The organism is Frigoribacterium sp. CFBP 13712, assembly GCF_014842255.1.
Lineage (GTDB): Bacteria > Actinomycetota > Actinomycetes > Actinomycetales > Microbacteriaceae > Frigoribacterium.
Genome location: NZ_JACYVH010000003.1, coordinates 323,482 through 349,913 on the forward strand (window position 1 = coordinate 323,482; position 26,432 = coordinate 349,913).

The 26,432-nt window shown below is 73.1% G+C and carries 24 protein-coding genes; 14 read left to right on the forward strand and 10 right to left on the reverse strand.

The window, feature by feature from the left end:
• Nucleotides 1–92 precede the first annotated feature (92 nt).
• Nucleotides 93–536: a hypothetical protein gene (locus IFT51_RS07705; RefSeq protein WP_244637026.1), complete on the reverse strand. Its 444-nt coding sequence runs from the start codon at nucleotides 534–536 to the stop codon at nucleotides 93–95.
• A gap of 100 nt (nucleotides 537–636) precedes the next feature.
• Nucleotides 637–1,494 (reverse strand): LysR substrate-binding domain-containing protein, encoded by an 858-nt coding sequence (locus tag IFT51_RS07710; RefSeq protein ID WP_192060476.1) that lies wholly within the window; start codon nucleotides 1,492–1,494, stop codon nucleotides 637–639.
• A gap of 91 nt (nucleotides 1,495–1,585) precedes the next feature.
• On the opposite strand from IFT51_RS07710, the gene IFT51_RS07715 reads away from it, so the two are divergent.
• A complete protein-coding gene (locus IFT51_RS07715; RefSeq protein ID WP_192060477.1) occupies nucleotides 1,586–2,914 on the forward strand; it encodes an MFS transporter in 1,329 nt (442 codons plus the stop codon).
• Between the two features lie 47 nt (nucleotides 2,915–2,961).
• On the opposite strand, the gene IFT51_RS07720 is transcribed toward IFT51_RS07715, so the two are convergent.
• A complete protein-coding gene (locus IFT51_RS07720; RefSeq protein WP_192060478.1) occupies nucleotides 2,962–3,363 on the reverse strand; it encodes a hypothetical protein in 402 nt (133 codons plus the stop codon).
• A gap of 66 nt (nucleotides 3,364–3,429) precedes the next feature.
• On the opposite strand from IFT51_RS07720, the gene IFT51_RS07725 reads away from it, so the two are divergent.
• The 9 genes from IFT51_RS07725 to IFT51_RS07765 all read left to right on the forward strand — a co-directional run bounded on the left by IFT51_RS07725 (nucleotide 3,430) and on the right by IFT51_RS07765 (nucleotide 12,486).
• Nucleotides 3,430–4,473: an LLM class flavin-dependent oxidoreductase gene (locus tag IFT51_RS07725; protein WP_192060479.1), complete on the forward strand. Its 1,044-nt coding sequence runs from the start codon at nucleotides 3,430–3,432 to the stop codon at nucleotides 4,471–4,473.
• Between the two features lie 135 nt (nucleotides 4,474–4,608).
• Complete coding sequence (locus IFT51_RS07730; RefSeq protein ID WP_192060480.1) at nucleotides 4,609–5,571, forward strand: acetylxylan esterase; 963 nt, start codon at nucleotides 4,609–4,611, stop codon at nucleotides 5,569–5,571.
• A gap of 193 nt (nucleotides 5,572–5,764) precedes the next feature.
• On the forward strand, nucleotides 5,765–6,796 hold the full coding sequence (locus tag IFT51_RS07735; protein ID WP_192060481.1) for an NADPH:quinone reductase: 1,032 nt from the start codon (nucleotides 5,765–5,767) through the stop codon (nucleotides 6,794–6,796).
• A 143-nt stretch (nucleotides 6,797–6,939) separates the two neighbouring features.
• The gene (locus tag IFT51_RS07740) at nucleotides 6,940–8,103 is read left to right on the forward strand and encodes an MBL fold metallo-hydrolase (protein ID WP_192060482.1); all 1,164 of its coding nucleotides are present in this window, start codon (nucleotides 6,940–6,942) and stop codon (nucleotides 8,101–8,103) included.
• Between the two features lie 106 nt (nucleotides 8,104–8,209).
• Nucleotides 8,210–9,097 carry a patatin-like phospholipase family protein gene (locus IFT51_RS07745; RefSeq protein WP_244637027.1) on the forward strand — a complete coding sequence of 296 codons (888 nt, stop codon included), beginning with the start codon at nucleotides 8,210–8,212 and terminating at the stop codon, nucleotides 9,095–9,097.
• Between the two features lie 127 nt (nucleotides 9,098–9,224).
• On the forward strand, nucleotides 9,225–10,514 hold the full coding sequence (locus tag IFT51_RS07750) for a glycosyltransferase (RefSeq protein WP_192060483.1): 1,290 nt from the start codon (nucleotides 9,225–9,227) through the stop codon (nucleotides 10,512–10,514).
• A gap of 151 nt (nucleotides 10,515–10,665) precedes the next feature.
• Nucleotides 10,666–11,145 (forward strand): heme-degrading domain-containing protein, encoded by a 480-nt coding sequence (locus tag IFT51_RS07755; RefSeq protein WP_192060484.1) that lies wholly within the window; start codon nucleotides 10,666–10,668, stop codon nucleotides 11,143–11,145.
• 19 nt (nucleotides 11,146–11,164) lie between these two features.
• A complete protein-coding gene (locus tag IFT51_RS07760; protein WP_192060485.1) occupies nucleotides 11,165–11,680 on the forward strand; it encodes a hypothetical protein in 516 nt (171 codons plus the stop codon).
• A gap of 209 nt (nucleotides 11,681–11,889) precedes the next feature.
• Nucleotides 11,890–12,486 carry a hypothetical protein gene (locus tag IFT51_RS07765; protein WP_192060486.1) on the forward strand — a complete coding sequence of 199 codons (597 nt, stop codon included), beginning with the start codon at nucleotides 11,890–11,892 and terminating at the stop codon, nucleotides 12,484–12,486.
• Nucleotides 12,487–12,627: 141 nt separating this feature from the next.
• On the opposite strand, the gene IFT51_RS07770 is transcribed toward IFT51_RS07765, so the two are convergent.
• Both IFT51_RS07770 and IFT51_RS07775 read right to left on the reverse strand, forming a co-directional pair.
• On the reverse strand, nucleotides 12,628–13,137 hold the full coding sequence (locus tag IFT51_RS07770) for a DUF427 domain-containing protein (protein WP_192060487.1): 510 nt from the start codon (nucleotides 13,135–13,137) through the stop codon (nucleotides 12,628–12,630).
• A gap of 44 nt (nucleotides 13,138–13,181) precedes the next feature.
• Nucleotides 13,182–13,694, reverse strand: a complete 513-nt coding sequence (locus IFT51_RS07775) for a hypothetical protein (protein ID WP_192060488.1) — start codon at nucleotides 13,692–13,694, stop codon at nucleotides 13,182–13,184.
• A gap of 129 nt (nucleotides 13,695–13,823) precedes the next feature.
• Between IFT51_RS07775 and IFT51_RS07780 the strand changes: the two genes are divergently transcribed.
• Entirely contained in the window at nucleotides 13,824–15,611 is a 1,788-nt protein-coding gene (locus IFT51_RS07780; protein ID WP_192060489.1) for a bifunctional NAD(P)/FAD-dependent oxidoreductase/class I SAM-dependent methyltransferase, read from the forward strand.
• Here the strand turns inward: IFT51_RS07780 and IFT51_RS07785 are convergent.
• Genes IFT51_RS07785 through IFT51_RS07800 form a run of 4 tightly spaced genes read right to left on the reverse strand, consistent with a single transcriptional unit; the run spans nucleotide 15,598 to nucleotide 22,029 of the window.
• Nucleotides 15,598–18,831 carry a glycoside hydrolase family 2 TIM barrel-domain containing protein gene (locus IFT51_RS07785; RefSeq protein ID WP_192060490.1) on the reverse strand — a complete coding sequence of 1,078 codons (3,234 nt, stop codon included), beginning with the start codon at nucleotides 18,829–18,831 and terminating at the stop codon, nucleotides 15,598–15,600. The two genes, IFT51_RS07780 and IFT51_RS07785, sit on opposite strands and share 14 nt — an antisense overlap.
• Complete coding sequence (locus IFT51_RS07790) at nucleotides 18,828–19,802, reverse strand: carbohydrate ABC transporter permease (protein ID WP_192060491.1); 975 nt, start codon at nucleotides 19,800–19,802, stop codon at nucleotides 18,828–18,830. Before IFT51_RS07790 ends, IFT51_RS07785 begins: the two co-directional genes overlap by 4 nt.
• Nucleotides 19,799–20,695 (reverse strand): carbohydrate ABC transporter permease, encoded by an 897-nt coding sequence (locus IFT51_RS07795; RefSeq protein WP_192060492.1) that lies wholly within the window; start codon nucleotides 20,693–20,695, stop codon nucleotides 19,799–19,801. Before IFT51_RS07795 ends, IFT51_RS07790 begins: the two co-directional genes overlap by 4 nt.
• Nucleotides 20,692–22,029, reverse strand: a complete 1,338-nt coding sequence (locus IFT51_RS07800) for an ABC transporter substrate-binding protein (protein ID WP_192060493.1) — start codon at nucleotides 22,027–22,029, stop codon at nucleotides 20,692–20,694. The genes IFT51_RS07795 and IFT51_RS07800 overlap by 4 nt, the downstream gene beginning before the upstream one ends.
• 104 nt (nucleotides 22,030–22,133) lie before the next feature.
• Between IFT51_RS07800 and IFT51_RS07805 the strand changes: the two genes are divergently transcribed.
• The gene (locus IFT51_RS07805) at nucleotides 22,134–22,793 is read left to right on the forward strand and encodes a TetR/AcrR family transcriptional regulator (RefSeq protein WP_192060494.1); all 660 of its coding nucleotides are present in this window, start codon (nucleotides 22,134–22,136) and stop codon (nucleotides 22,791–22,793) included.
• Nucleotides 22,794–22,818: 25 nt separating this feature from the next.
• Here the strand turns inward: IFT51_RS07805 and IFT51_RS07810 are convergent, their stop codons facing one another.
• Nucleotides 22,819–23,271, reverse strand: a complete 453-nt coding sequence (locus tag IFT51_RS07810; protein WP_192060495.1) for a hypothetical protein — start codon at nucleotides 23,269–23,271, stop codon at nucleotides 22,819–22,821.
• A gap of 120 nt (nucleotides 23,272–23,391) precedes the next feature.
• Between IFT51_RS07810 and IFT51_RS15085 the strand changes: the two genes are divergently transcribed.
• Nucleotides 23,392–23,889, forward strand: a complete 498-nt coding sequence (locus tag IFT51_RS15085; RefSeq protein ID WP_192060496.1) for a DoxX family protein — start codon at nucleotides 23,392–23,394, stop codon at nucleotides 23,887–23,889.
• Between the two features lie 345 nt (nucleotides 23,890–24,234).
• Entirely contained in the window at nucleotides 24,235–26,358 is a 2,124-nt protein-coding gene (locus tag IFT51_RS07820) for a RecQ family ATP-dependent DNA helicase (RefSeq protein ID WP_192060497.1), read from the forward strand.
• Nucleotides 26,359–26,432 lie beyond the last annotated feature (74 nt).

Sequence of the window (26,432 nt, forward strand, 5' to 3'; positions counted from 1 at the left end):
GTGCGACGGGATGCGCAGAGGGGTCGTTCCCCACCGTAGCGGGGTCGGCGAGTCGGCTGCTGGGCGCCGCCGGGCGGCCGGTGCGTCGGGGATCAGGAGGCGCGGCGCACGAGCAGCGCCCGACTCACCAGCGGCCACTGCAGGGGCAGCCGTGCGATCGCGATAGCGGTGCGCAGCGAGGAGGCGCGGCTGCTGCGGACGGATCGGCCCGCCATCGACACGTTGGCCGGGAACACGGCGACGAAGAGCGCCGCGGCGAGGGTGCCGCCAAGACGGCGGGTCGGCCGCGACAGCAGAGCCGCCGCGATGCCGATCTCGGCCACGCCCGAGACGACCGTGTAGGCCCGGGCGGGGCCGGGGAGGACGCGGGGCACGATCGAGTCGTAGACCGCGGGGCGGACGAGGTGCAGGACTCCGCTGACCCCGAGGGCCGCGGCGAGCGCCCGTGCCGTGGTGCGGGCGCGGTCGGCGTCGGGGCGGGTCGCCCCGGAGGTGGGGCGGAGGGGGTTCGGGGTGCGGGAGGGGCGCCGGTTCATGGTGCCCATGGTGCTCGCGTGCGCCTCCTCGGCCTGTCAGCGGGGTCGGCGTGGCCGGGGGTCGGCGTGGCCGGGGGCGGCGCTGATCGCGGTGGGCGGGTCAGACGGCTCGGCTGACCCCGCGGCTCATGATGGCGGTGGTGAGGGCGTCGACGGGTTCGCGGGGGGCGACGGGGTTGGCGACGAGGACGTAGTCGACGTCTCCGAGGTCGGGCAGCGAGAAGCGGCGGCTGACCTTGACGAGGTCGGTGGGGATGAGGGAGAAGGGGAAGGCGGCTATGCCCATTCCGGCGCGCACGGCGGCGAGCATGCCGTTGACGTCGCGGGTGTTGCAGGTGATGCGCCAGGTGCGGCCGGCGGACTCGAGCGCGTCGATGGCGAGCTGTCGGCTGAGGCTCGGCGCCTGGTAGGCGATGAGGGGCACGGGGTGACCGGTCTCGATCTGCAGTTTCTCCTGCGCCATCCAGACCATGGTGTCTCCGGCGACCCGGGTGCCCTCGGTGCTCTCGCCCGCCGTCTGCTTCACGAAGATGAGGTCGAGGTGTCCGGAGGCGAGGCGGCGGCGGAGCGGTGCGCTCTGGTTGACGGTCAGCTCGAGGTCGATCTGCGGATGCAGCTGACGGAAGTGCCGGAGGATGCGGGGCAGCTGCGTGATCGCGAGGTCGTCGGCGGCACCGAAGCGGAGTCGCCCGCGCATGGCCGAGCCGCTGAAGTAGCTCTCGGCGGCGGTGTGCGCGGCGAGGATCGTGCGGGCGAAACCGGCCATGGCGTCGCCGTTGTCGGTGAGTCGGACCTCGCGGGTGTCGCGCGTGACGAGCGTGCGGCCGGCGGCCTTCTCGAGACGGCCGATGTGCTGGCTGACCGTGGGCTGGCTGATGCCGAGTCGGAGCCCGGCGTTCGTGAAGCTGCGGGTCTCGGCGACGGCGAGGAACGTGGCGAGCAGGGCGGGGTCGAACACGGGGCTCCTCTCGGCGCATTGCGATGACCAATGGCACTGATTCGAACCATAGCGGGTCCGAATGAGGGTTCGGGCCGTAGCGTCGTGGGTGATGTCAGTCCCGCCCCGCACCGTCGCCCCGCCCCCCGCCACCGAACCCCTGCCCGTCATGGCCGAGCGCCCGCCGTGGCGCCACACCTTCATCGCCCTGAGCGTGCCGAACTTCCGGCTGTGGACCGCCGGCAACGTCGTCGCGATGACGGCGGGCTGGATGCAGCGCATCGCGCAGGACTGGCTCGTGCTCGAGCTGACGGGCAGCGCGACGGCCGTCGGCATCACCGTGGCGCTGCAGTTCGCCCCGATGCTCTTCTTCGGCCTGCTGGGCGGGGTGATCGTCGACCGCTTCTCGAAGCGCGCCCTGATGATCGCGACGCAGAGCGTGTTCGCGGTCCTCAGTCTCGGGCTGGCGGCTCTGACGCTCTCGGGCGTCGTGATGCCCTGGCACGTCTTCGCCATCGCGTTCGCGACCGGTCTCGTGACGGTCATCGACAACCCCGCACGGCAGGTGATCGTGTCGGAGCTCGTGGGGCACAGGTACCTGCGGAACGCCATCAGCGTGAACTCCAGCGTGTTCCAGCTCGGCGGGATGATCGGACCCGCCGTGAGCGGGGTGCTGCTGCTGGCGGTGGGCGCCGGCTGGGCGTTCGTCGTCAACGGGGTCGCCTGCCTGCTGGTGGTCGTCATGCTCGGCCTGCTGAAGACGGCGCAGATGACCCGGACGGCGCCGGGCCCGCGCAGTCGCGGTCAGCTGCGGGCGGGCCTCGCCTACGCCCGGGCGAAGCCGACGATCCTGGTGCCGGTGGTGCTCGTCGCCTCGTACGCCGTGTTCGGCCTGACCATGCCGGTGCTGCTGGCCTCGTTCGCCGACGACGTCTACGACGTGGGGGCGGGCGGCTACGGGCTCTTCAACTCGATGATCGCGGTGGGCGCCCTCACCGGCGCGCTGCTGTCGACGCGGCGGGCGACCATCCGGCTGCGGACCATCGTGCTCGGTCTGCTGGCGACGGGCCTGCTCCAGGCGGTCGCCGGCTCGATGCCGTCGGTCGGGCTCTTCGCCGTCACCCTCGTCACCGTCGGCTTCGCATCGCTGCTGTTCCTCACGGCGGCGAACCAGCTGGTGCAGCTCTCGAGCAACATCGCCATCAGGGGGCGCGTCATGTCGCTGTACGTGCTGGTGCTGCTCGGCGGGCAGGCCATCGGCGGGCCGCTGATGGGGCTCGTCGTCGAGACGTTCGGAACCCACGCGGCGATGGTGCTGTCGGGTGGAGTGCCTGCGCTCGTCGCGGCGATCACCGCCCTCGTGCTCGCCCGGCGGGGGCAGCTGACGCTGCAGATGCGCGTGCGGCGATACGTGCCGGTGGTCGAGATCGCGCACCGCTGAGGCGTCGGCCGGACACCGCTGAGGCGGCCGCCGCGACCCGCGAGCCGTCAGACGGCGGGTGCGCGCCTGGTGCCGCCGAACGCGAGGGCGACGTCGAGTCGCCACGAGGTGGGCTCGCCCGAGACGTGGGTGGTGCCGACGAAGCGCAGCAGATCGCCGGCGCGGAGGCTGAGCACCCCGTGCACGTCGTCGCTGCCCTCGAGCCAGAAGGCGATGTCGTGCTCGTCGAGCAGGTCGTCGTCGACGGTCGCCCCGAAGCTGGCCCCGTCGAACTTGAGCGGCACGTCGCGGAACCGGAGGCGCGGCGGCGACTCCGTCCAGTCGGCCGCGGCGGGCACCCGCTGGGCGACCACGACCGCGTCGATCACCCCGTCGTCGTCGAGCGTGACGCTCGAGGCCTGCAGGTCGACCCCGAGGTCGTCGTCGTCGATGCGAAACCGATTCTCCACACGATCACGCTACCGAGATGAGCGGCCGGGCGGAATGGGCTGCGAGCGCCGATGGTTCGCCCGGTCATGAAGAAGCGCATCGGGTTCCTGTCGTTCGGCCACTATCAGGACGTCCGCGGGTCGGCGACCCCGACCGCCCGGGAGGCGCTGGTCCAGTCGATCGAGCTGGCCGAGGCCGCGGAGGAGATCGGCATCGACGTGGCCGCCGTGCGCGTGCACCACTTCGTGCGTCAGCTGGCCAGCCCGTTCCCGCTGCTGGCGGCCATGGCGGCGCGCACCAGCCGCATCGAACTCGGCACCGGCGTGATCGACATGCGCTACGAGAACCCGCTGTCGATGGCGGAGCAGGCCGCGGCGGCCGATCTGATCAGCGCAGGGCGACTGCAGCTCGGCGTCAGTCGGGGATCACCCGAGCCGGCCCTCCGCGGATGGGAGTCGTTCGGCTTCACGCCGGCGGCCGGCGAGAGCGACGCCGACCTCGCGCGTCGGCACACCGAGCTGTTCCGGGCCGCGATCGGCGGAGCGGACGTCGCTCGGTCGGACCCGAAGATGACCGGCTGGTCGCAGGGCCTGTCGATCGAGCCGCAGTCCCCCGGTCTCGGCGAGCGCATCTGGTGGGGTTCGGGCAGCCGGGCCACCGCCGTCTGGACCGCGCAGCAGGGCATGAACCTAATGAGCAGCACCCTGCTGACGGAAGACACCGGTGTCCCCTTCGATCAGCTGCAGGCCGAGCAGATCGAGCTCTATCGCCGGGCATGGGCCGACGCGGGTCACACCCGGGAGCCCCGCGTCTCGATCAGCCGCAGCGTCATCCCGATCACCACCGACGAGGACCGCCGCTACTTCGGCGTGCGCGCCCAGGCCGACGGCGGCGACCAGGTCGGTCTGCTCGACGGCGTGCAGTCGCGCTTCGGCAAGAGCTACATCGGCGAGCCCGACGTCATCGCCGAGCAGCTGGCGGCCGACGCGGCCGTGCAGGCCGCCGACACCGTGCTGCTCACCGTTCCGAACCAGCTCGGAGTCGAGTACAACGCCCGCCTGCTGCAGACCGTGGCGGAGCACGTCGCTCCCGCGTTCGGCTGGGTGCCGAACCTGGTGCCGGCGGCCTGACCCGCGCCTCCTCGGCTCCGCCTCTCCGGCTCACCGGCTCACCAGCTCGAAGAGTCAGGACACGCCGCGTCGCATCGGAGGCCCGCGGCATGTCGTGACTCCTCGACGAGCCGCTCGGCGGGTAGACAGGAGCGCATGTTCACCGACATGCCCGAGACAGCCCTCTGGGAGCACCGCAGCACCCAGACCGAGCCCGACGACTTCGACACCTTCTGGGCCGCCACCCTCGACGAGACCCGGGCGCACCCCCTCGACGTGCGGGTCGAGGCTGTGGACACCGGACTGACGACGGTCGACGTGTACGACGTCACCTTCGCCGGCTGGGCCGGGCAGCCGGTGCGGGCGTGGCTGCGAGTTCCCGCCGGTGCGACAGGGCCGTTGCCCGCCGTCGTGCAGTACGTCGGCTACGGCGGCGGCCGCGGCGCCCCCACCGAGAACCTGTTCTGGTCGGCGACCGGCCACGCGCACCTCCAGATGGACACCCGCGGGCAGGGCTCGGGCTGGAGCCGCGGCGACACCCCCGACCCCGACGGCTCGGGGCCCGCCCACCCCGGCGTCATGACGCGCGGCATCGACAGCCGCGAGACGTACTACTTCCGACGCGTGTTCGCCGACGCCGTGCGCGCCGTCGAGGCCGCTCGCTCGCTCGAGGTCGTCGACCCCGCCCGGGTGTCCGTCGTGGGCGGCAGCCAGGGCGGCGGCATCGCACTCGCCGTCGCCGGCCTCGTGCCCGACCTCGCCGCCGTCGCGGCGTACGTGCCGTTCCTCTGCGACTTCCGCCGAGCCAGCGTGATCACCGACGCCGACCCGTACAAGGAGATCGGACGGTACCTGGCCGTCCACCGGCACCGCGCCTCCTCGGTGCACGAGGTCCTCTCGTACTTCGACGGGGTGAACTTCGCTCGCCGCGGCAGTGCTCCTGCCGTGTTCACCACCGCGCTGATGGACCCTATCTGCCCGCCGTCGACCGTGTTCGGCGCGTTCCACGCCTACGGCGGACCGAAGGACATCACGATCTGGCCGTACAACGGGCACGAGGGCGGCGGGCCCGAGGACGACCTGCTGGCGCTCGCCGCGTTCCGCCGCGCGTCCGCCTGAGCCGGGGCTTGGCCCCATTTCCGTTCTCGAGGAGTGACGACACGCCGCGGGACTGCAGGAGGCGCGGCGTGTCGTGACTCCTCGAGCGCGGTCTCCGAGAGGTCGGGAGCACGGGGCGGCGTGTCGTGACTCCTCGAGTGCGGTCTCCGAGTCGCCGGGAACATCGGGCGGCCGCGTCTGGTTGGCTCCGGGCATGAAGTCGATCGTGTACACCGAGACCGGACCCGCCACCACCGTGCTGCAGCTCGTCGACCGCGAGGTGCCCGAACCCGCCGCCGGCGAGGTGCGCGTGCGCGTCGTGTGGTCGGGCGTCAACCCCACCGACTGGAAGTCCCGAGCCGGCGGCGAGCCGGGCGAGAGCCTGCCGTTCGACGAGGTCACCCCGAACCAGGACGGCTCGGGCATCGTCGACGCCGTCGGCGACGGCGTGACCGGACTCTCGGTCGGCGACCGGGTCTGGACGTACCTCTCCGCCTACCAACGCCCGACCGGCACGGCGCAGGAGTTCACCGTGCTGCCCGCACGACTCGTCGTCCCGCTGCCCGCGGGCATCGGACTCGACGTCGGTGCCGCGTTGGGCGTCCCCGCGATGACCGCCCACCGCGCGCTCACCGTCTGGGAGGACGGCCCGAGCCGCCTGACCCCCGGCAGCCTCGACGGCGCGACCGTTCTCGTCGCCGGAGGCGCGGGTGCCGTCGGTCACGCCGCCATCCAGCTCGCCCGCTGGGCCGGTGCAACGGTCATCACGACCATCAGCTCGGACGCCAAGGCGGCGCTGGCCACCGCCGCCGGCGCGCACCACGTCGTGAACTACCGCACCGGCGACGCCGCCGCCGAGATCCGCGCCATCGCACCCGACGGGGTCGACGTCGTCGTCGAGGTCGCCATGTCACAGAACGCCGACCTGCTCGCCGACGTCGTCGCCCACCGCGCCTCCGTCGCCATCTACGCCGACAACGGCGGCGACACGACGACGATCCCGATCCGCGCGAACATGATCACCAACACTCGGTACCAGTTCGTGTTGCTGTACACGGTCGGCGCGGCGGCGCTCGACGCCGCCGCGGAGGACGTCACGGCGGCCCTCCGCGACGGGGTCCTGCCGATCGGCGAGGCCGCGGGCCTGCCGGTGCACACGTTCCCGCTCGCCGAGACCGCGGCCGCGCACGAGGCGGTCGAGGGCGACATCGTCGGCAAGGTGCTGATCGAGGTGTCGGCCGAGTAGCCGTCGGCCGCGCTGCCCCGCGAACCCCGTTCGCGAAGATGAACCACCGTATATCGCGGTTCATCTTCGCGAACGGGGTTCATCGCTGCCTGGGCGGGCGGGCGGCGGGCGGGCGGCGGGGCGGGCCTGGCTAGGCTCGGAGGGTGAGCGACCCCGCCAGCCGACCCGTTCCTCCCACCCCCGTCAGCGCCGTACAGGCGCAGGCGCTCGACCGTGGCGAGCAGCCCCCGGTCGAGGAGGTGCGGCACGGAGTCTGGTCGATCGCCTTCCCGTTCGGCGACGGCGACTTCTCGCTCGGCTACCTGATCGAGGGCTCCGACGGCGCGCTCACCCTCATCGACCCCGGGTGGGCCGACGACGCGAACCTCGACCGGCTCGAGGCCGCACTCGGCGAGATCGACCACTCGATGGCGGACATCGCCCTCGTGGCCGTCACCCATCTGCACGCCGACCACCTGGGTGGTGCCGATGCCGTGCGCCGCGCCTCCGGAGCCCGCCTCGCCCTGCACTCCACCGAGCAGCTCGCGCTCGACGAGCGCACCGCCGACGCCGCCGCAGCCGACGCAGACATCGCCCGCTGGGGCGCACCGGCCGACGACGAGGAGGCGCTGGTCGCGTCGTGGGGATCGGGTCGCCACCTCCCCCGCGTCACCGCCGACCTGCTGCTCGCCGACGGCGACGAGCTGCCGATCGCCGGGCGACGACTGCGCGCCGTCCACACCCCCGGTCACACCGCCGGACACCTCTGCTTCGTCGAACCCGAGCAGCGGCTGATCTTCACCGGCGACCACGTGCTGCCGCGCATCAACCCGGGCATCGGGCTCGGCGGTCGAGCGGACGGCAACCCCCTCGACGACTACCTCGCGTCGCTCGGTCGGGTCATCGCCCTCGACGTCCCGGGGGCGGACGCCCTCGAGGTCTGCCCGGGGCACGAGTTCCGGTTCGTCGGTCTCTCCGACCGGGCGCAGGCCCTCGTCGATCACCGTGCCGCCCGCAGCGCCGACGCCGCAGCCGCGCTCGACGCTCTCGCGGGGGCGCGCGAGAGCCCGACTGACGCCGACACGACGGTCGCCAGCGCGACCGATGCCCGTACGACGCACGGCGGTACGACCGACCCCAGCGCGACCGATGCCGGCACGACCGACGCGTCTCTCGACCGTCCGACGGTCTGGCAGGTCGCCGAACGCATGTCGTGGACCGGCGGCATCGCCTCGCTGCACGGCTACCGGCTCGGCTCGGCGCTCGCCCAGACCGAGTGGCACGTGCAGGCGCTCGGCCGACTCGGCGAACTCCGACCGTCCTCCTAGGCGACGGGCCTACCGTCGGGGCCGGCCCCGTGGCAGCGCGATCTCGCACCCGAGACGACCCGCGCCCGAGACGCCACCGAACCGACACACCGCCGACACTCCGGAGATGCACGACATGACCAGCCCCGCCTCCTCCCGCCCACGCACCGCTCTCGTCCTCGGCGGCGGCGGCATCACCGGAATCGCCTGGGAGCTCGGCGTGCTGTCGCGCCTCCTCGAGGCCGGTGTCGCCCTCGACGACGCCGATCTGGTGGTCGGCACGTCGGCCGGCTCGGTCGTCGGCACGATGGTGCGGCTCGGACGCGTGGACGAGGGTCTGCGCGAGCAGTACGAGGCGGTCACGGAGCTGCCGACCGGCTCGATCGACCCCGAGGCGTTCCAGCAGACGCTCGGTCAGGCGCTGATGGGCGCGACGGACCAGCAGGAGGCGCGGGCCCGCATCGGCGCGCTCGCCCGGCAGACACCGGTCACCGGCGACGAGCCCGCCCTGCTCACGACGATGCGCGCGCGATTCGGCGACGTCGGCTGGCCGACCGGCGCGTTCACGGTCTGCACCGTGGACGCGACCGACGGCGCCTTCCGCCCCCTCGACGCCGACTCGGGCGTCGACCTCCACCGCGCCGTCGCCGCCAGCTGCGCGGTGCCCGTCGTCTGGCCCACCGTCGAGATCGACGGGCACCCCACCATGGACGGCGGGGTCCGCTCGGGCACGAACGCCGACCTGGGCGACGAGTACGACCGGGTGCTGGTGCTCTCGTGCGGCCCCGAGCTCGACGTCTCGCCGCTCGGGCCGACGCTGCCCCAGGTCGTCGCGGCCCGCCGTGCTGCCGGGCGCGAGGTGCTCGTGATCCAGGCGGACGCCGAGGCTCTCGCGGCCTTCGGCGGCGACGTGCTGTCGACCGCCACCCGCCGCCCCGCCGCCGATGCCGGACGCCGCCAGGCGGAGGCGCTGCTCGACGACGTCCGCACGTTCTGGACCGGCGCGACCGCCTGATCCGCCGGCCGGGCGGGTCCGGCGCAGACGGGCGCGTCCGGGCGACCGTCCTGGCCGGACTCGCCCGCATCGTCCGGCGCACCGGGCGCGCGGGCCGCGCGCACCCGCGGGCCGGTACCCTCGGGAAGTGACCACCGCCTCCTCCCCGCTCCGCATCGCGCTCGTGTCGCTGCACACCTCCCCCGGCGCCGAGCCGGGCTCGGGCGACGTCGGCGGCATGAACGTCGTGGTGCGCAACCAGGCCGAGGCCCTCGGCGCCGCCGGCCACCGGGTCGACATCGTCACTCGACGCTCGTCGCCCGACGAGCCGCCCCGCGTCGACCTGTCGCCGGGCGTCACGCTCCACTTCGTCGCGGCGGGCCCCGCCGAGCCCGTCACGAAGGGCCGCAACGAGCTCTTCGTCGACGAGTTCCGCGACCGTCTCGCCGAGCTCGGCCCATGGGACGTCGTGCACTCCCACCACTGGTTCTCGGGCATGGCCGCCCTGCCCGTCGCCCGAGCGCTCGGCGTGCCCCACGTGCAGAGCTTCCACTCGATCGCGGCCGCCGACTCGACCCCCCTCTCGCACGGGGAGCGCGCGGAGTCCCCCGGCCGCCTCGCCGGCGAGGCCCACCTGGCCCGAGAGTCCGACGCCGTCGTCGCCATCAGCCGCGCCGAGGCCGAGACCGTGCTGACCCGTCTCGGCGGCAGCCCCGATCGCGTCGCCGTCGTGCTGCCCGGCGTCGACAGCGAGCTGTTCCACCCGCTCGACGGCACGGTGTCGGACGAGACGGCTCACGAAGACACCGCATCAGAGGGCACCGAGGAGGCGCGGGTCGTCGACCCCGCACGCCCCTACGTCGTCGTCGCCGGGCGCCTCGAGCCGCTCAAGGCCCCCGACCTCGCCATCCGCGCGGTCGCCGCCGTGCCCGCGGAGGTGCGCCCCGACCTGGTGATCGCCGGCGGCGCGTCGACGGAGTTCGCCGGCTACGAGGACGACCTCCTGGCCCTCGTCGACGAGCTCGACGTCACCGTGCGCTTCGTCGGCCCCCGCACGCGCACCGGTCTCGCGACGCTCCTGCGCGGAGCCCGCGCAGTGCTCGTGCCGTCGCACTCCGAGACCTACGGCCTGATCGCCCTCGAGGCGGCCGCCAGCGGGGTGCCCGTGATCGCCGCCTCCTCGGGCGGACTCCGCGAGAGCGTCGTCGACGGCGTCACCGGCGTCGTGCTCGACTCGCGCGATCCCGACGTCTGGGCGGCCGCCATCACCCGCGTCGTCCGCGACGTCGAGTGGGCCGGGCGACTGTCGCGCGCCTCCCGGGCCAGGGCGCTCGACCACCCGTGGGCGTGGTCGGCCGCCGAGCTGGCCGACGTGTACTGCCGCGTCGCGGGCAGCGACGACTGCTCCGAGCTCGCGTCAGCCGGCGTCCGCCGCTGACCGTTCGGCGACGGGTCACCGACGCACGGCCTCCGGGGACCGGTCGGCAGGGTCGGCCGACGCCCCCGGCTCGGACGCCCCGAGCTCCGATGTCAGGGGCCCGGCCTATGCTCGGATGCGACCAGACGACCCGCATCGACCGGAGGCCCTCATGACCGACGACACCCTGCTGACCGAGCTCGCCGAGCAGGAGGAGCGCCTGGTCTTCCGCCGCTTCACCACCGACACCGCTCTCGATCTCGGCGCGTTCCTGCTCGCCGAGGCGCGTCGCCGCGGTCTCGCCGTCACCATCACGGTGCGCAAGGGCCGCCAGCGGGTCTTCCACGCCGCGCTGCCCGGCACGTCGCTCGACAACGACGAGTGGCTCGACCGCAAGGCCCGCGTGGTCGAGCGCTACGGGCAGAGCTCGTACCGGGTCGGCGAGTCGTTCCGCGTCGCCGGGTCCACCTTCGACGAGAAGTCCCGTCTCGACACCGACCTCTACGCCGCCCACGGCGGTCTGTTCCCGGTGACGGTGGTCGGGGTGGGCGTCGTCGGGTCCGTCGGGGTGTCGGGGCTGCCGCAGGCCGACGACCACGCCCTCGTCGTCGAGGTGCTCGACGACTTCCTGGCGCACGGCTACGACTCCTGAGCCGATCGTGCCCGCACCGATGGCGCCCGCACCGAGCGAGGCCGACGAGCAGGCGGCCGCGCAGCTCCGCACGCTGCTCGCCGACACGGCCCGCGACCTCGCCGCGCGTGACGCCCGCACCGAGGCGCTCGCCCGCTACCGGCCGTCGCGCCGGATCGTCGTCGTGAAGACCGCCGACTCGCTCGAGCCCGTCGGCCGGGCCTGGCGCCTCGGCGTGCTGCTGCTCGAGACCGACGGCCGTGTGCACGAGACGGGTCGCATCACCCGGGCCCTCGAACCGACCCGATCGCAGAACCTCTCGCCGTCCGTCGAGAGGCGCAAGGCCGAACGGCGGGCTGCGGCCCGGGGTCACTTCGCCGAGGGCGAGGTCGTCGATTACGCCTATCTGCCCGTCGACCTCTCGACCGAGGCCCTCGTCGCCGGCGACCAGCGCCTCCTCGTCTCCGACGGCCGGGCACTGGTGCGCTGGGGCGCCGGGCCCGGCGAGGTGCGCGACGCGGCGGCGTACCTGGCCGACCGAGGCGACCTGCTCTAGGCGATCCGCTCCGGGCCATCCGCGCTAGGGGATCTGCTCTAGGCGATCCGCTCTAGGCGTTCCGCTCCAGGGGGGCGGGCGTCGTCGGTGAGGCACGCCGCGCCTCCTCGGCTCGCGCCCAGTGAGGCTCCGAGACCAGGCGATATCCTCGGACTCCGTCAGACGCCTCCGAGTCGTCTGCTCCATCCGCCCGACCGAGAGGCCCACCTGTGCGCCGAGTGCTGATCGCCGCGTCGATCGTCTTCTGCGCCGCGGTGCTGGCTCTCGTCGTCGCGCTCGTGATGGTCGTGTCGTCGTTGGCGGCGCCGCGCGATCAGGTGGCGCGGCCCGTGACTCCGCCGGTGACCTGCCCCGCGGTCGACCCGGTCATGGTGGGCGACATCGAGGTGCCTGCCGGTCCGGTCGCCGGCTACTGCCAGGACCGCCTGATCAACGCGGCGTGGATCATGCAGGCCGCCCGGGCGCAGGGCATCGGCGAGCACACCCAGGCGATCGGCGTGATGACGGCGATGGGCGAGTCCAGCCTGCGCAACATCGACCACGGCGACGCGGTCGGCCCCGACAGTCGCGGGCTCTTCCAGCAACGCGACAACGGCGCCTGGGGAACCTATGCCGAGCGGATGGATCCGTACTCGGCGGCCACCCGGTTCTTCTCGAAGCTCGTGGCGATCCCCGGCTGGAAGGAGCTGTCGCCGACCGAGGCGGCGCACGCCGTCCAGATCAACGACGACCCCGACCACTACGCGCGGTGGTTCCCCGAGGCCGAGCAGGTGGTCGCGGCGCTGTCGGGTTCGACGTCGCCCTGACCCGGGGGCCGCGCGTCGTTCGCAGACCGACCCGCGCCTCCTCGGTGTTCGCGTCGATGGTCAGAAGATGCCGTTCATCCGAGCCCGAACGGCATCTTCTGACCACTCGAGGCCGCCAGCACGGAACCGAGGAGGCGCGGGTCACCAGCCGAGCGTGCCGGGCGGTCCCTTGAACGGGCCGACGATCGCATCGGTGATCCAGCCGCCGTAGAAGTCGCCCTCCTGCGCCCGCACGGTCTCACCGTCCATCTCGATCGACTCGACGCGACCCGGGTAGAGCGCGACATGGTCGACGAGCTGCTCGTACCCCGCCCACGGGGACGGATAGAACCAGCCGGCTCCACTCGACCGGTCGGCCCCGCCCCGCAGATCGACGTAGCCGGCGCTGCCCTTGAACTCGCACATGCTCGATCCGTCGCCCCGGGTCAGGGCGCCCTCGACGAACGCGCTCCGCGGCAGGTAGTAGACCGGCGGGTGGCTGGTCTCGAGCACGCGGAACGAGCGGGTCGTGTCGGCCACCACCTGCCCGCCGAGTCGCACGACGATGCGCTCGGTGCGCGCCTCGACGCGAGGGGGTCGGGGATAGTCCCAGACGGACTCCTGACCGGGGCCGGGGATGTCGCGGTCGGGTCGGCGGACGCTGCGTCTCATCCCGCCATCGTGCACCCCGGGCCGACGAGTCGTCGGGGCGATACTCAGGCCCGGACGACCGCGGGTGCCGAACGGAGCGTCGACGACAGGCCGTCGAGGGCCGCGACGCCGCCCGTGGCCCCGCGAGCGGACGCGACGAGCAGCTCGAGCGCGGCCCGGGCGGTCGTCGGTGACACGTCGACGTGCTGACCGACGCTGAGCGCGAGGTCCTCGAGATCGGCGGCGAGGGAGGCGAGTCGCGAGGCCGGGACGTGGCCGCCCTCGAGGGGACCACCCGCCGGACCGCCGACGGCGTGCTGCTCGAGGCGCTCGACCAGCAGTCGCGCCTCGCGGGCCGTGGACTCCGCGGTCGGACGCAGCGCCGACGGCACGGAAGGACCCCGGCCCAGGTCGAGCGCGCTCAGACGCAGCCCCCGCACCAGCTCCGTCGCGACGTCGCGCACCCGGAGCCCGTCGTGCACGGACGGCAGCGCCCAGGCCGCCGCCAGCTCGGGTCGCTCGAGCAGCCGGACGGCCACGGAGGCGCAGGCCAGGAAGGCCGATCGGGTCTCGGTCACGGGAACCATCCTCGCATCGCCGCCGAGACGGGGACGACCGGCGGGCGCGGACGACCTTTTGCCTCTTCGGCAACAGACGTTGCCCCGCAGGTCATCGACCGGCACCCTGGAGTCAGGAGGTCATCGACCATGACGCACGACACCACCCATCCCCGGACCGACTCCCCCGAGACCGAGAACGCACACGCACACGAACTCGAGCACGAGCACGCCATCGAGCACGACGCCGTCGTGATCGGCGGAGGGGCCGCCGGCCTCAGCGCCGCCCTGACCCTCGCGAGGGCCCGCCGCGACGTCGTCGTCGTCGACGCGGGCGAGCCGCGCAACGCCCCGGCCGACGGCGTCCACGGGTTCCTCGGCCTCGACGGCATCGCCCCGCTCGAGCTGCTCCGTCGCGGGCGCGCCGAGGTCGAGTCGTACGGCGGGATCGTCGTCTCGGGCACCGCCACCGACGTCCGCCGCACCGGCCAGGGAGGCGCGCCCGGCTTCACCGTCGAGGTCACCGCCCCCGACGGCGGCCACCGCACCCTGCGCGCCCGTCGCCTCGTCGTCAGCACCGGCCTCGTCGACGCTCTGCCGCCCGTCGACGGACTCTCCGCACGCTGGGGCCGGGACGTCGTGCACTGCCCCTACTGCCACGGCTGGGAGGTGCGCGACCGCGCCATCGGCGTGATCGGCACCGGGCCGATGAGCATTCATCAGACGCTGCTCTTCCGGCAGTGGAGCGACGACGTCACCCTGTTCGCGAACGACCGCCTGGCCCCTGACGACGCCGACCGCGCGCGTCTCGAGGCGCGCGGGGTCCGCATCGTCGAGGGGCCCGTCGCCTCGGTGCGCGTGGAGGACGACCGCCTCACAGGCGTCGTGCTCGCCGACGGGACGACCGTCCCGGTGGGCGCCGTCGCCGTCGTGACGAGCGTCGCGGCTCGCAGCGACGTGCTCGTCTCGCTCGGTCTCGACGCCGAACCGCACCCGTCGGGCATGGGCACGATCGTCGCCGCCGACCCCGTCACGGGGCAGAGCGCCGAACCGGGCGTCTGGCTGGCCGGCAACCTGACGAACCCCGGTCACCAGGTCGTGATGGCCGCGGCGTCCGGCGTCATGGCCGGCGCCGCGCTCAATATGGACCTCGTCTCGGCCGAGACCCGGGCCGCCGTCGAGGCCGTCGAGACCTGGAGCGCCGACGCGCCCCGCCGGTCGGCGACCGCCCCGCCGACGATCTCCGAGACCGCACCCGAGACCGCGCCCCCGACCTCACCCCAGAACCAGCACCCGCACACCACCGGCGGCGAGCTCTTCGACGCCGCCTACTGGGAGGACCGCTACGGCACCGAGGGCTGGGCCTGGAGCGGCGACCCCAACGCCGCGCTGGTCGACGAGGTCGCGGCGCTGACACCCGGTCGCGCCCTCGACATCGGCAGCGGCGAGGGCGGCGACGCGATCTGGCTGGCGCGCCGGGGCTGGACGGTCACGGGCACCGACATCGCCGTGAACGCACTGGACAAGGCGCGCGCTCGGGCCGAGGAGGTCGACGCGGAGGCCGCCGGGCGCATCACCTGGGAGCAGCACGACATCACCGGGTGGACGCCGCCCCGCGCCTCCTACGATCTGGTCACGTCGCACTTCATGCATCTGCCGGCGGCGGACCGCGACCGGGTCTTCCGCGGACTCGGCGAGGCGGTCGCGCCGGGCGGCAGCGTGCTCATCGTCGGACACGACCTGTCGGATCTCGACTCCGACGCGCGCCGGCTGCACCACCCCGAGCTGATGTTCGGCGTCGACGAGCTCGTCGCGCTGTTCGACCCGGTCGAGTGGACGATCGTCACGGCCGAGACCCGCGAACGCGAGACCGCCGCCGGGCACGAGGGCCCGGCGACGGTCCGCGATGTGGTCGTCCGCGCGGTCAGAGCCCTCTGACCCGCAGCCGGATGGCCCGGGCGGAGGGTCGCAGCACGTGCGGGGCCGAGACGTCGGGCCCGCACGCCCGCGAGCCGACGCCGTTCTGCGCCGCGTCGATCCAGAGGTGGGTCGCCTCGGGCTCGGGCAGCTCGAACGGGTGCTCGGCGGCGTCGACCTGCTGGGCCGTGTGCCGCCGCAGCGAGAACCCGGGGCGCCGCCCGGCGGTGTCGGGCGCGGCGTCGAGACGCAGCCACGGGGCGCCCGCCCCGGTCCGCAGCTCGAGGCTGCGGAGGTCGCTGCGGTGCCCGCTCTCCTGCGGCCGCGCGTAGTCGACGGTGAGGTCGTCGACGCTCGACTCGAAGCGACCCACCCGGGCGGCCTCGCGGCTGTCGGGGTACGACTCGAGCGGGCCGGTGCCGAACCACGAGACGCGGTCGACGTCGAGCGGCAGGTCGAAGCGCACGCCGACCCTCGGCCACGAGAGGTCCCAGCCGGCCGACGGCACGAGGTCGAGCGAGAGCCAGAGCTCGCCTCGCTCGAGGCTCCACCGCTCGTCGACGGTGACCGAGTGGCGACTGTCGGCGGCGGCCCAGCGGGTGCGGACGGCGACGTGCTCGGACGACGACCGCACCGACTCGACCCGGGAGGTCAGGCGGTGCAGCCCGGCCCGCTTCGCGATCGTCTCGGCGCTCGGCAGCAGCTCGTCGGTCGGCAGGTCGGTGCGGTGCCGGTCGCGCATCGGGTCGGCGTCGATGTCGCGCGGGGCGTCCCAGTGACCGCGCTCGTTGTCGGTCGTGGCGCGCCACAGCTCGAGCCGCGGGCCGGAGACGGGTCGCCCGGCCAGCGAGACGAGCCGGCCGTCGACGAACGACGCGGGGCCCAGCGCGAGGGCGCCGTCGAGGGCCCCCGAGGAGGCGCGGGTCGAGTCGTCCCGCCCGGCACCCGGTGCCGCGGGCCGCGGGTAGGCGGCGACGTGGCGCACGGCCGCCGGCGCGCTCAGGTCGACCTGGGTCGTCGCGAGCACGTGACCGGCGTCGGCCCAGCCGTGGTCGGCGCGGAGGGCGACCCGCACCGTGAGCCACGTCTCGCCGGTCGCCGAGACCTCGAGTCCGGGCAGGGCGAGGGCGACCTGCTCCCCCGCGGCCAGGGCGCGCCCGCGGTCGTCGAGCGCGTCGAGACGGCCCGTGGCGACGACGTCGCCGTCGTGCTCGAGCGACCAGAGCAGCTCGACGTCGGCGGTCGTGGCGCTGTGACGGCGGTTCTCGACGACGATGGACGCGCCGGCGAGGTCGGCGTCGGCGTCGGTGCCCGCGGCCCGAGTCGCCGTGAGTCGGATCGGCGAGACGACCTGGGCCCATTCGTGCAGACCCGGGCTCGGCGTGCCGTCCGAGAGCACCATGCCGTCCATGACGAAGTTGCCGTCGTGGACGACCTCGCCGAAGTCTCCGCCGTAGCCGAAGTACTCGACGCCGTCGGGCGTCGTGGTGCGGAGGCCGTGGTCGCGCCACTCCCAGACGAAGCCGCCGTGCAGGCGCGGGTACTCGTCGACGAGCCGCTCGTACTCGTCGACCGCGCCGGGGCCGTTGCCCATGGCGTGCACGTACTCGCAGAGCACGAACGGCTTCGAGCGCTGACGGGCCGCCTCGGAGGCCGTGCAGCCGAGCAGGCGGAACCCCTCGTCGCCGGCGCCGATCGCCCGGGTCTCGTCGATCCACGAGTACATCCGCGAGTAGACGTCGGTGTACGAGCCGGTGTAGTCGCCCTCGTAGTGGACCGGTCGACCGCGGTCGCGCGCGTGGGTCCACGCGGCCATCGCCGCGAGGTTCCGCCCGGTGCCCGCCTCGTTGCCGAGCGACCACATCACGATGCTCGGGTGGTTCTTGTCGCGCTCGACGGTGCGGACCATGCGGTCGACGTAGGCGTCGTGCCAGTCGGCGTCGTCGCTCGGGTTGCCGACCCAGCGCTCGCGCTCGAAGCCGTGCGTCTCGAGGTCGCACTCGAGCACGACCCAGAAGCCGAGCTCGTCGGCGAGGTCGAGGAGGCGCGGGTGCGGCGGGTAGTGCGACGTGCGGATCGCGTTCACGTTGAACCGCTTCATCAGCTCGAGGTCGCGGCGCGCGTACTCTTCGTCGAACACGCGCCCCTTGTCAGCGTGGACCTCGTGCCGATTGACGCCGTGGAAGACGACGCGGCGGCCGTTGACCTCGAACCGGTCGCCGACGATGCGGACGGTGCGGAACCCGAGCCGGTGCGAGATCGTCTCGACCGCGTCGGCGCTCGACACGGTCGCCTCGTAGAGTCGCGGCACCTCGGCGCTCCACGGCTCGACGTCGATCAGCTCGATCGGAGCGACGTCGGCCGGGGACTCCCACGTGACGTCGACGCCCAGCTCGGGGACGGCGAGCGTGACCGGCCACGCGGCGGGGCCGGCGGTGATCTCGGCGACGATCGTCGCGCCTCCTGCCGTCTCGCCGGCCGTCCCGTGCCATTCGCTGCGCAGCCACACGTCGTCGATGCCGCCGACCGGTCGCGCCTCGAGCGACACGCTGCGGAAGACGCCGGGCAGCCACCACTGGTCCTGATCCTCGACGTAGCTCTGGGCCGACCACTGGTGCACCCGGACGGCCACGGTGTTCGTGCCGGGGTGCACGAGATCCGTGACGTCGTACTCCTGCGCGAGCCGGCTGCCGACGCCGACGCCGACGTGCACGCCGTTGACCCAGACGACCGCCGTCGACTCGACGCCGTCGAAGCGCAGCAGCACGCGCTCGGCGCCCTCGAACGAGGCGGGCAGCTCGAAGGTGCGCCGGTGGTCGCCCGTCGGGTTCGCATCGGGCACGTTCGGCGCGTCGGTCGGGAACGGGAACTGCACGTTCGTGTAGATCGGGGCGCCGCGACGACCGTCGCCCGTGAGCACCCAGTGCGACGGCACCGTGATTGTCTCCCAGCCCGAGTCGTCGAGGTCGACCGAGCCGACGTCGTACGCGCCCTCGCCGTCGGGCAGCACGCCGCGCCCGCCGGGCAGCCCCGGCACACCGGCGAGCAGGCGGAACGACCACTCGCCGTCGAGCGAGAGCCGCGGGGCGTCGCTGTGCAGCCACGAGCGCGCGGGCGAGCGGCGACCACTGCCGGGGCCCGTGTCGGAGAGGTACCCGACGGGCGGCGAGAGCGGGGAGTCGGCGGTGGTCGAGGAGGCGGTGGTCGAGGAGGCGGTGGTCGAGGGGACGACGGAGGTCACTTCACGGATCCTTCGGTGAGGCCGCCGCGCCAGAAGCGCTGCAGCACGATCATGGCGATGACGAGCGGGATGATCGACAGCAGGACGCCGCCGGTCGTCAGTTGGTAGAACTCGGGCAGTCGGTCGGTCTGGCTCAGCCAGTTGTTGAGACCCAGCGTGACGGGGAACTTGTCGACGTCGCTCAGCATCACCAGCGGCAGGAAGTAGTTGTTCCAGATGCCGACGAGCTGGAAGAGGAACACCGTGACGAGCGCCGGGGTGAGGATGCGCAGACCCAGGGTGTGGAAGATGCGCAGCTCGCTGGCGCCGTCGAGGCGGGCGGCCTCCATCAGCGAGGTGTCGACCGTCGCCTGCGCGTAGATGCGGCAGAGGAACAGCCCGAACGGCGACACCAGCGACGGCAGCAGCACGCTCCAGTAGGTGTTCGCGAGACCCATCTGGCTGAAGAGCAGGAACAGCGGCAGCGCGGTCGCGGTGCCGGGCACCAGCACGCCGCCGAGGATCGTGCCGAAGACCAGATTGCGGCCCTTGAACTCGTACTTGGCGAGGGCGTAGCCGCCGGCCGCGGCGAAGTAGGTCGCAATGAGGGCGCCGACGCCGGCGTAGAGCACCGAGTTGCCGAGCCAGCGGACGAAGACGCCGTCGCCGTAGGTCAGCACCTGACCGAGGTTGTCCCACAGGGCGAACGACGGGGCGAACCAGAAGCCGAAGGTGCCGAAGAGGTCGCCGGTGGTCTTCGTGGCCGCGACGACGACCCAGTAGACCGGGATCAGGAAGTACAGCGCGACGACCGTGAGCACGGCGGTGACGATGATGGTGGAGGCGCGGCTGCGACCCGCGGACCGGTCGGGCCCGGCCCCGCGCGAGCGTCGGGCGGAGACGCGACCCGCGCCGCGCCTCCCGCCCTGCCCGGCGGTGACGATCGACTCGGTCTCGGTGGCGTGCTCGGCGACCGTGGCGCGGGGGCTCATGCGGACTTCCTGTTCGTGATGGTGAGGAACACGATCGAGAGCGTGAAGGCGACGAGCGCGATCAGCACGGACTGCGCCGCGGCGACGTTGTAGTCGTTGTAGGCGAAGGCGGTCGTGTAGGCGCTGAGGTTCGGCGTGTACTGGCTGTCGATGGCGGGGGCCACGCGCTGCAGCACCTGCGCCTCGGCGAACAGCTGCAGGGTGCCGATGATCGAGAAGACGGCGGTCAGCAGCAGGGCCGGGCGGATCAACGGCAGCTGGATGCTCGTCGCGACGCGCAGAGGCGACGCGCCGTCGACCTTCGCGGCCTCGTAGAGCTCGACCGGGATCGACTTGAGCTGGGCGATGATGATCAGCATGTTGTAGCCGGTGTAGCTCCAGGTGACGATGTTCGCGATCGACCAGAGGACGGTGTTCGGCCCGAGGAAGTCGGGCGAGACGCCGAACGTCTCGGCGACGTCGATGATCGGGCTGAGCCCCGGCACGTAGAGGAACGACCAGAGGATGGTCGCGATGACGCCCGGCACCCCGTACGGCAGGAAGTACGCGGCGCGGAACAGCCCCGGCCACTTCGCCGACGCCGACTCGAGCAGCAGGGCGAGCACCGTGCAGAGGATGAGCATCAGCGGCACCTGCACGATGCCGAACAGGAACATGCGCCCGATCGAGGCGACGAAGTTGGGGTCGCCGAGCACCTGGGCGTAGTTGCCGAACCCGGCGAACTGCGTCACGACGCCGGTCTCGCCGAAGAGACCGCCTCGGCGCACCTGCGTGAAGCTCGACACGAGCGCCATCAGGATCGGCACGATGAAGGTGAGCAGGAACAGCGCGAGGAACGGGAAGAGCAGCACCCACGGCGCCCGGGCGACCGAACGCGACGACGGGCCGCTCATGCGCCGGCCTTGCGGATCGACAGGCCCTTGTTCTTCATGACCGTGATGATGTCCTTCTCGGCCTGCACCACCGCGTCGACGAGGGTCCCGCCGGAGGCCTTGCCACGGAATCCGTCGCTGAGGATGTTGAACGACTGCTGCGTCACGGGCCACCAGCTCCAGTCCTGGTTCTGACTCGACTCCTTCGTGGCGGGCACGAACACCTCCTGGTTGTAGTTCTGACCGCTGAAGAACTCGCTCGGCTTCTCGCGCAGGTCCCCGACCACGTCGACGGCGGGCGACCAGCCGATGCCGCAGAACTCGATCAGCGCGTTGACGCCCTCGGGGGTCGTGGTCATCCAGACGGCGAAGTCGAGCGCCTCCTGCGGGTGCCGGCTGTTGGCGAGGATCGCCGCCGTCGACCCGCCGAGGAACGACGACGCGTAGCCGTCCTCCCAGGTCGGCAGGGGCGCGGCGCGCCACTTGCCCGAGGCGCCGCTGACGCCCTCGATGAGCGCGTCGCCCCACGAGCCCGTCGCGACCGACGCGATCTTCCCGTCGGCGGCGGCCGAGAACCAGGCGGGCGTGTACGCGCCGTAGGCCGTCGTGACGATCCCGTCGTCGATCGCCTGGTCGAAGAACGCCGCGACCTTCATCGTCGCCTCGTCGGTCATGTCGATGACCCACCCGTCGTCCTCCGCGCGGAACCACGAGGCGCCGGCCTGGGTGGCGTAGGCGGCGAACGGCGACGCGTCGGCGAGCGGGAACGAGTCCATCAGCACGCCCGCGCCCTTCAGCTCGGCGCCCACGGCGGCCCAGTCGCTCCACGTGGCGGGCACGGACGCGCCGACCTGGTCGAAGACGGCCGGCTGGTAGAACATGCCCATCGGGCCGCTGTCCTGCGGCACCGCGTAGACGCCGCCCGTGTAGCTGACCTGGTTCCAGAGCGTGGGGTCGTAGAGCTCGCGATACTGGTCGATCCCGTAGCGCGAGAGGTCGACGACGCCGTTGGCCAGCAGGAACTCGGGCAGCGACCGCAGCTCGACCTGGGCGATGTCGGGGCCGGCGCCCGCCGCCAGCGCCGAGTACAGCTTCTGGTAGCCGCCGGCGTTGCCACCCGGGATGAACACGGTCTCGACCTGGACGCGGTCCTGGCTGCGGTTGTAGAGGTCGGTCACCTGGTCGAGGCCCTTGAGCCAGGCCCAGTACTCGAGGCGGACGCGGCCGTCGGCCGGCGGGATGGTCGGCAGGCTGTTGACCGAGGTCGTGCCGGGTGTCGCGCACCCGGCCAGGATCGCGGCAGCGCCGGCGCTCAGGCCGAAGCCGAGCAGTTGACGTCGACTGAGGGGGCTCATCGTGACTCACTTCATCGTGGACGGGACCCGCCGAACCTAACACAATTCCGAGTGCTCACTCGGATTTGAGCCGAGGAGGCGCGGGTCGGCCGTAGAGTCCCCTCATGACCGCAGACACCACCGCCGCCCACCCGGAGCCCGCCGCCCGGCACGACGCGCCGGTCGCCCGCGGCCCGCGGGGCCCGCGCGGCCCGTACGCGAAGTCGTCCGAGCGCCGGGCCGCGATCGTGGACGCCGCCTTCGAGGTGTTCTCGACCCGCGGCTACCGCGGCGGCTCGCTGCAGGAGGTCGCGGATCGCGTGGGCGTCAGCCAGACCGGCCTGCTGCACTACTTCCCCTCGAAGCGCGATCTGCTGCGGGCCGTGCTCGAGCGACGGGACTCGATGGCGAGCGGCGCCGTGCGCGACGGGACCACCGACGGCGACTTCATCGAGGGGGTGCTGCGACAGGCACGGCACAACGAGACGGTGCCGGGTCTGATCGCGCTGTACGCGGTGCTGGCCGGAGAGGCCGCCACGGAGGACGCACCCGTGCGCGGCTACGTGGCGACGCGCTTCGAGGGGTTGCGGGCCGAGTACACGGCCGGGTTCCGCGACCTCGAGTCGCAGGGGCGCCTCCGTCCGGGGGTGGACCCCGCCCGGGCCGCGTCCGGGCTCGTGGCGCTCTGGGACGGCATCCAGCTGCAGTGGCTGATCGACCCGTCGAGCGTCGACGTCGAGCAGCAGCTGCGCGACCACCTCGGGTCGCTGGTGCTGCCCGGCTGAGCTGCGCCGCGCCTCCTCGGCGCCGCTACTTCGAGCGGGTGAGCTGCGAACGGAGCGCCGCACGGTCGCGCCACGCGCCCGTGGACCAGAGCGCGAGGAGGACGAGGAGGGGCTGGCCGATCAGGCGGACGGCCCGCTTCGTGTCGGTGTCGAGGCCGAACGCGTCGGTGTGCGTCACGAGCTGCGAGATGTTGCCGGGGAAGATCGCGATGAAGAACGCCGCGACGGCCCAGCCGACGGCGACGCGCTTCTTGCCGAGCACCAGCAGCGCCCCGCCGAGCGTGATCTCGACGACGCCCGAGGCGAGCACCACGGCGTCGTCGTCGAAGGGCAGCCACTCGGGCACCTGCGCCTGGAAGTCGTCGCGGGCGAAGGTGAGGTGGCTGACGCCGGCGAGGACGAGGATGCCGCCGAGGGCCAGACGCCCGATGACGCGGGGGACGGACGTGGGGCGCGGGCGCGTGGTTCGACGTGACATCCCGTCAGTCTGCTCCTCCCCCGGTGCGTCGTCGACCCGTGTCGCTGCACGTCCGTGCAGGTCGGACCGTGGGCGTCGTGTCTGCGGACCGGTGCCAGGGTCGTCGGGTAGAAGAGACGGATGAGCCTCGCATCCACACTCCTCCGCACGACGATCGGCGGCCTCTTCGTGGGCCACGGACTCCAGAAGCTGACGGGCGCCTTCGACGGCCCCGGGCTCGAGGGCACCGAGCAGATGATGGCGGGGACGGGCATGCACCCGGCCGCCCGCACCGCACGACTCGTCGCCGTCGCCGAGACCGCCGGCGGCGCCGCGCTGGCCCTCGGCGCCGCGACCCCGCTCGCCGCCGCGACGGTCGTCGCCACCATGGTCACCGCCGTCCGCAAGGTGCACGGGTCGAAGGGCCCGTGGAACACCGAGGGCGGCTTCGAGTACAACGCCGTCCTGATCGCCGCGGCCGCCGCCGTCGCCGCGGGCCCCGGCGGGCCCTCGATCGACCAGGCCTTCGGCAAGAAGACCTGGGGCACCGGCGGCACGCTGTTCGCCCTCGTCGCCGGCACGATCGGCTCGTTCGTGGTCGTCGAGCTCGGCCGCCGCGCCGCGCCGAAGGACGCCTGACCCGCAGCACCCGCACCGCCTGCACCAGCACCAGCACCAGCACCAGCACCAGCACCAGCACGAGCTGAACCGCTTGTGCAAATCGCGACCGTCCGGGCGCGACACGCCGCTCATCTTCACGTGAGCACGGCGTGTCGCGGCCGACAGGTCGGGTTCGGCACGCAGAAGCGACGCCCGCCGGTCGGGTTCGGCACGCCGAAGCGACGCCGCAGGTCGCCATCCGCCCAGAGCAGCCCGAGAACTCCCGGCCCGGTGATCCCTCCCCAGACGGCCCTGCCAAGGAGGCGCGGTGCAGGCACCCGACGAGGGCCCGGCACTGTCGGTGGCGTCTGACAGCATGACGGCATGACTTCGACGAGCACCACGACCGACATCGACGCCGAGGCCCTCGACCTGCTCAGGGCTCTGACGGGTCGCGACGACGCGGTTTTCCACGACGGTCAGCTCGAGGCCATCCGCGCCCTCGTGGCCGACCGGCGCCGCGCTCTCGTCGTGCAGCGCACGGGGTGGGGCAAGTCGGCGGTCTACTTCATCGCGACGCTGCTGCTCCGTCGTCGCGGCACCGGGCCGACGCTGCTCGTCTCGCCCCTCCTCGCCCTGATGCGCGACCAGGTCGCGGCCGCCGCGCGGGCAGGTGTCAGGGCCGTCGCCGTGAACTCCGCCAATGCGCACGAGTGGTCCGACGTGCAGCAGCAGCTCGTCGACGACGAGATCGACGTGCTGCTCGTCTCGCCCGAGCGCCTCAACAACCCGAGGTTCCGAGACGAGCAGCTGCCCGTGCTGATCGCCCGACTCGGCATGCTCGTCGTCGACGAGGCGCACTGCATCTCCGACTGGGGCCACGACTTCCGGCCCGACTACCGCCGTCTCGCCGAGCTCATCCGCACGCTGCCGAACGGCGTCCCCGTCCTCGCGACCACCGCGACCGCCAACGCCCGGGTCGTCGCCGACGTGGCCGAGCAGCTGGCGGTGGGGCCGGGCGACGACGTGCTGACCATCCGCGGGTCGCTGGCGCGCGCCTCCCTGCGGCTGGGGGTGCTGCAGCTGCCCACCTCGCGCGACCGGCTCGGCTGGCTGCTCAGCCACCTCGCCGACCTTCCGGGGAGCGGCATCATCTACACGCTGACCATCTCGGCCGCCGACGACACCGCGCGGCTGCTGCGCGAGGCCGGCCACGACGTCCGCTCGTACTCGGGGCGCACCGACCCCGAAGAGCGCGAGCAGCTCGAGCAGCGGCTGAAAGACAACGACCTCAAGGCCCTCGTCGCGACCAGCGCCCTCGGCATGGGGTTCGACAAGCCCGACCTCGGTTTCGTCATCCACCTCGGGGCGCCCTCGTCGCCCGTGGCGTACTACCAGCAGATCGGTCGAGCCGGTCGGGCCACCGACAACGCCGACGTCCTTCTGCTGCCCGGCAGCGAAGACGCCGAGATCTGGCAGTACTTCGCCACGGCCTCGATGCCGTCCGAGGCCAGGGCCTCCGCCGTGCTGGCCGAGTTGACCGACACCCCGCTGTCGACCCCCGCGCTGGAGGCACGGGTCGACATCAAACGCACCCCCCTCGAGCTGATGCTCAAGGTGCTCGACGTCGACGGGGCCGTCCGGCGGGTCCAGGGCGGGTGGGTGAGCACCGGGCAGCCCTGGGTGTACGACGCCGAGCGCTACGACCGCATCGCGACCGCCCGCGTGGCCGAGCAGCAGTCGATGCTCGACTACCAGCACGCCACCACCTGCCGCATGCAGATGCTGCAGACCGATCTCGACGATCCCGACGCCAAGCCGTGCGGGCGCTGCGACGTCTGCGCCGGCGCCTGGTACCCGACCGACATCAGCGGTGAGGCCGCCACCTCGGCCACGTCGTCGCTCGACCGGGTCGGCGTCGAGATCGAGCCCCGCGCGCAGTGGCCCACGGGCGCCGACCGCGCCGGGGTGCCCGTCAAGGGCAAGCTCCCCGAGGGCGAGCGCGTCGAGCAGGGCCGGGCCCTCGCACGGCTGACCGACCTGGGCTGGGGCACGACGCTGCGCGAGGTCTTCGCACCGTCGACCCCCGACGCCCCCCTGTCGAAGAACCTGCTCGACGGCGTCGTGCGCGTGCTGCGCGAATGGCCCTGGGCCGAACGACCCGTCGGCGTGGTGGCCATGCCGTCGGCGTCGCGACCGCTGCTCGTCGGCTCGCTCGCCGAGGCCATCAGCACCGTCGGGCGACTCCCCCTGCTCGGGGCGCTCACTCCCACCCGTCCGTCCGCGGGGCGGGGCCAGGGGGGCAACAGCGTCTACCGACTCGCCGACGTCTGGCAGTCGTTCGAGGTCGGCCCCGAGCTGGCCGCCGCCCTGGCCGGCGTGCAGGGCCCGGTGCTGCTCGTCGACGACCTCGTCGACAGCCGCTGGACGCTCACCGTCGCCGGTCGCGAGCTGCGCCGAGCAGGGGCACCCGCCGTGCTGCCCTTCGGACTAGCGATCGTCGGCTGACCACCGGGCCGCCGAGGTCGCCCGCCGACGGCACGAGGGACGGGCGGCCTGCGACCACGGGAGACCCCGTCACC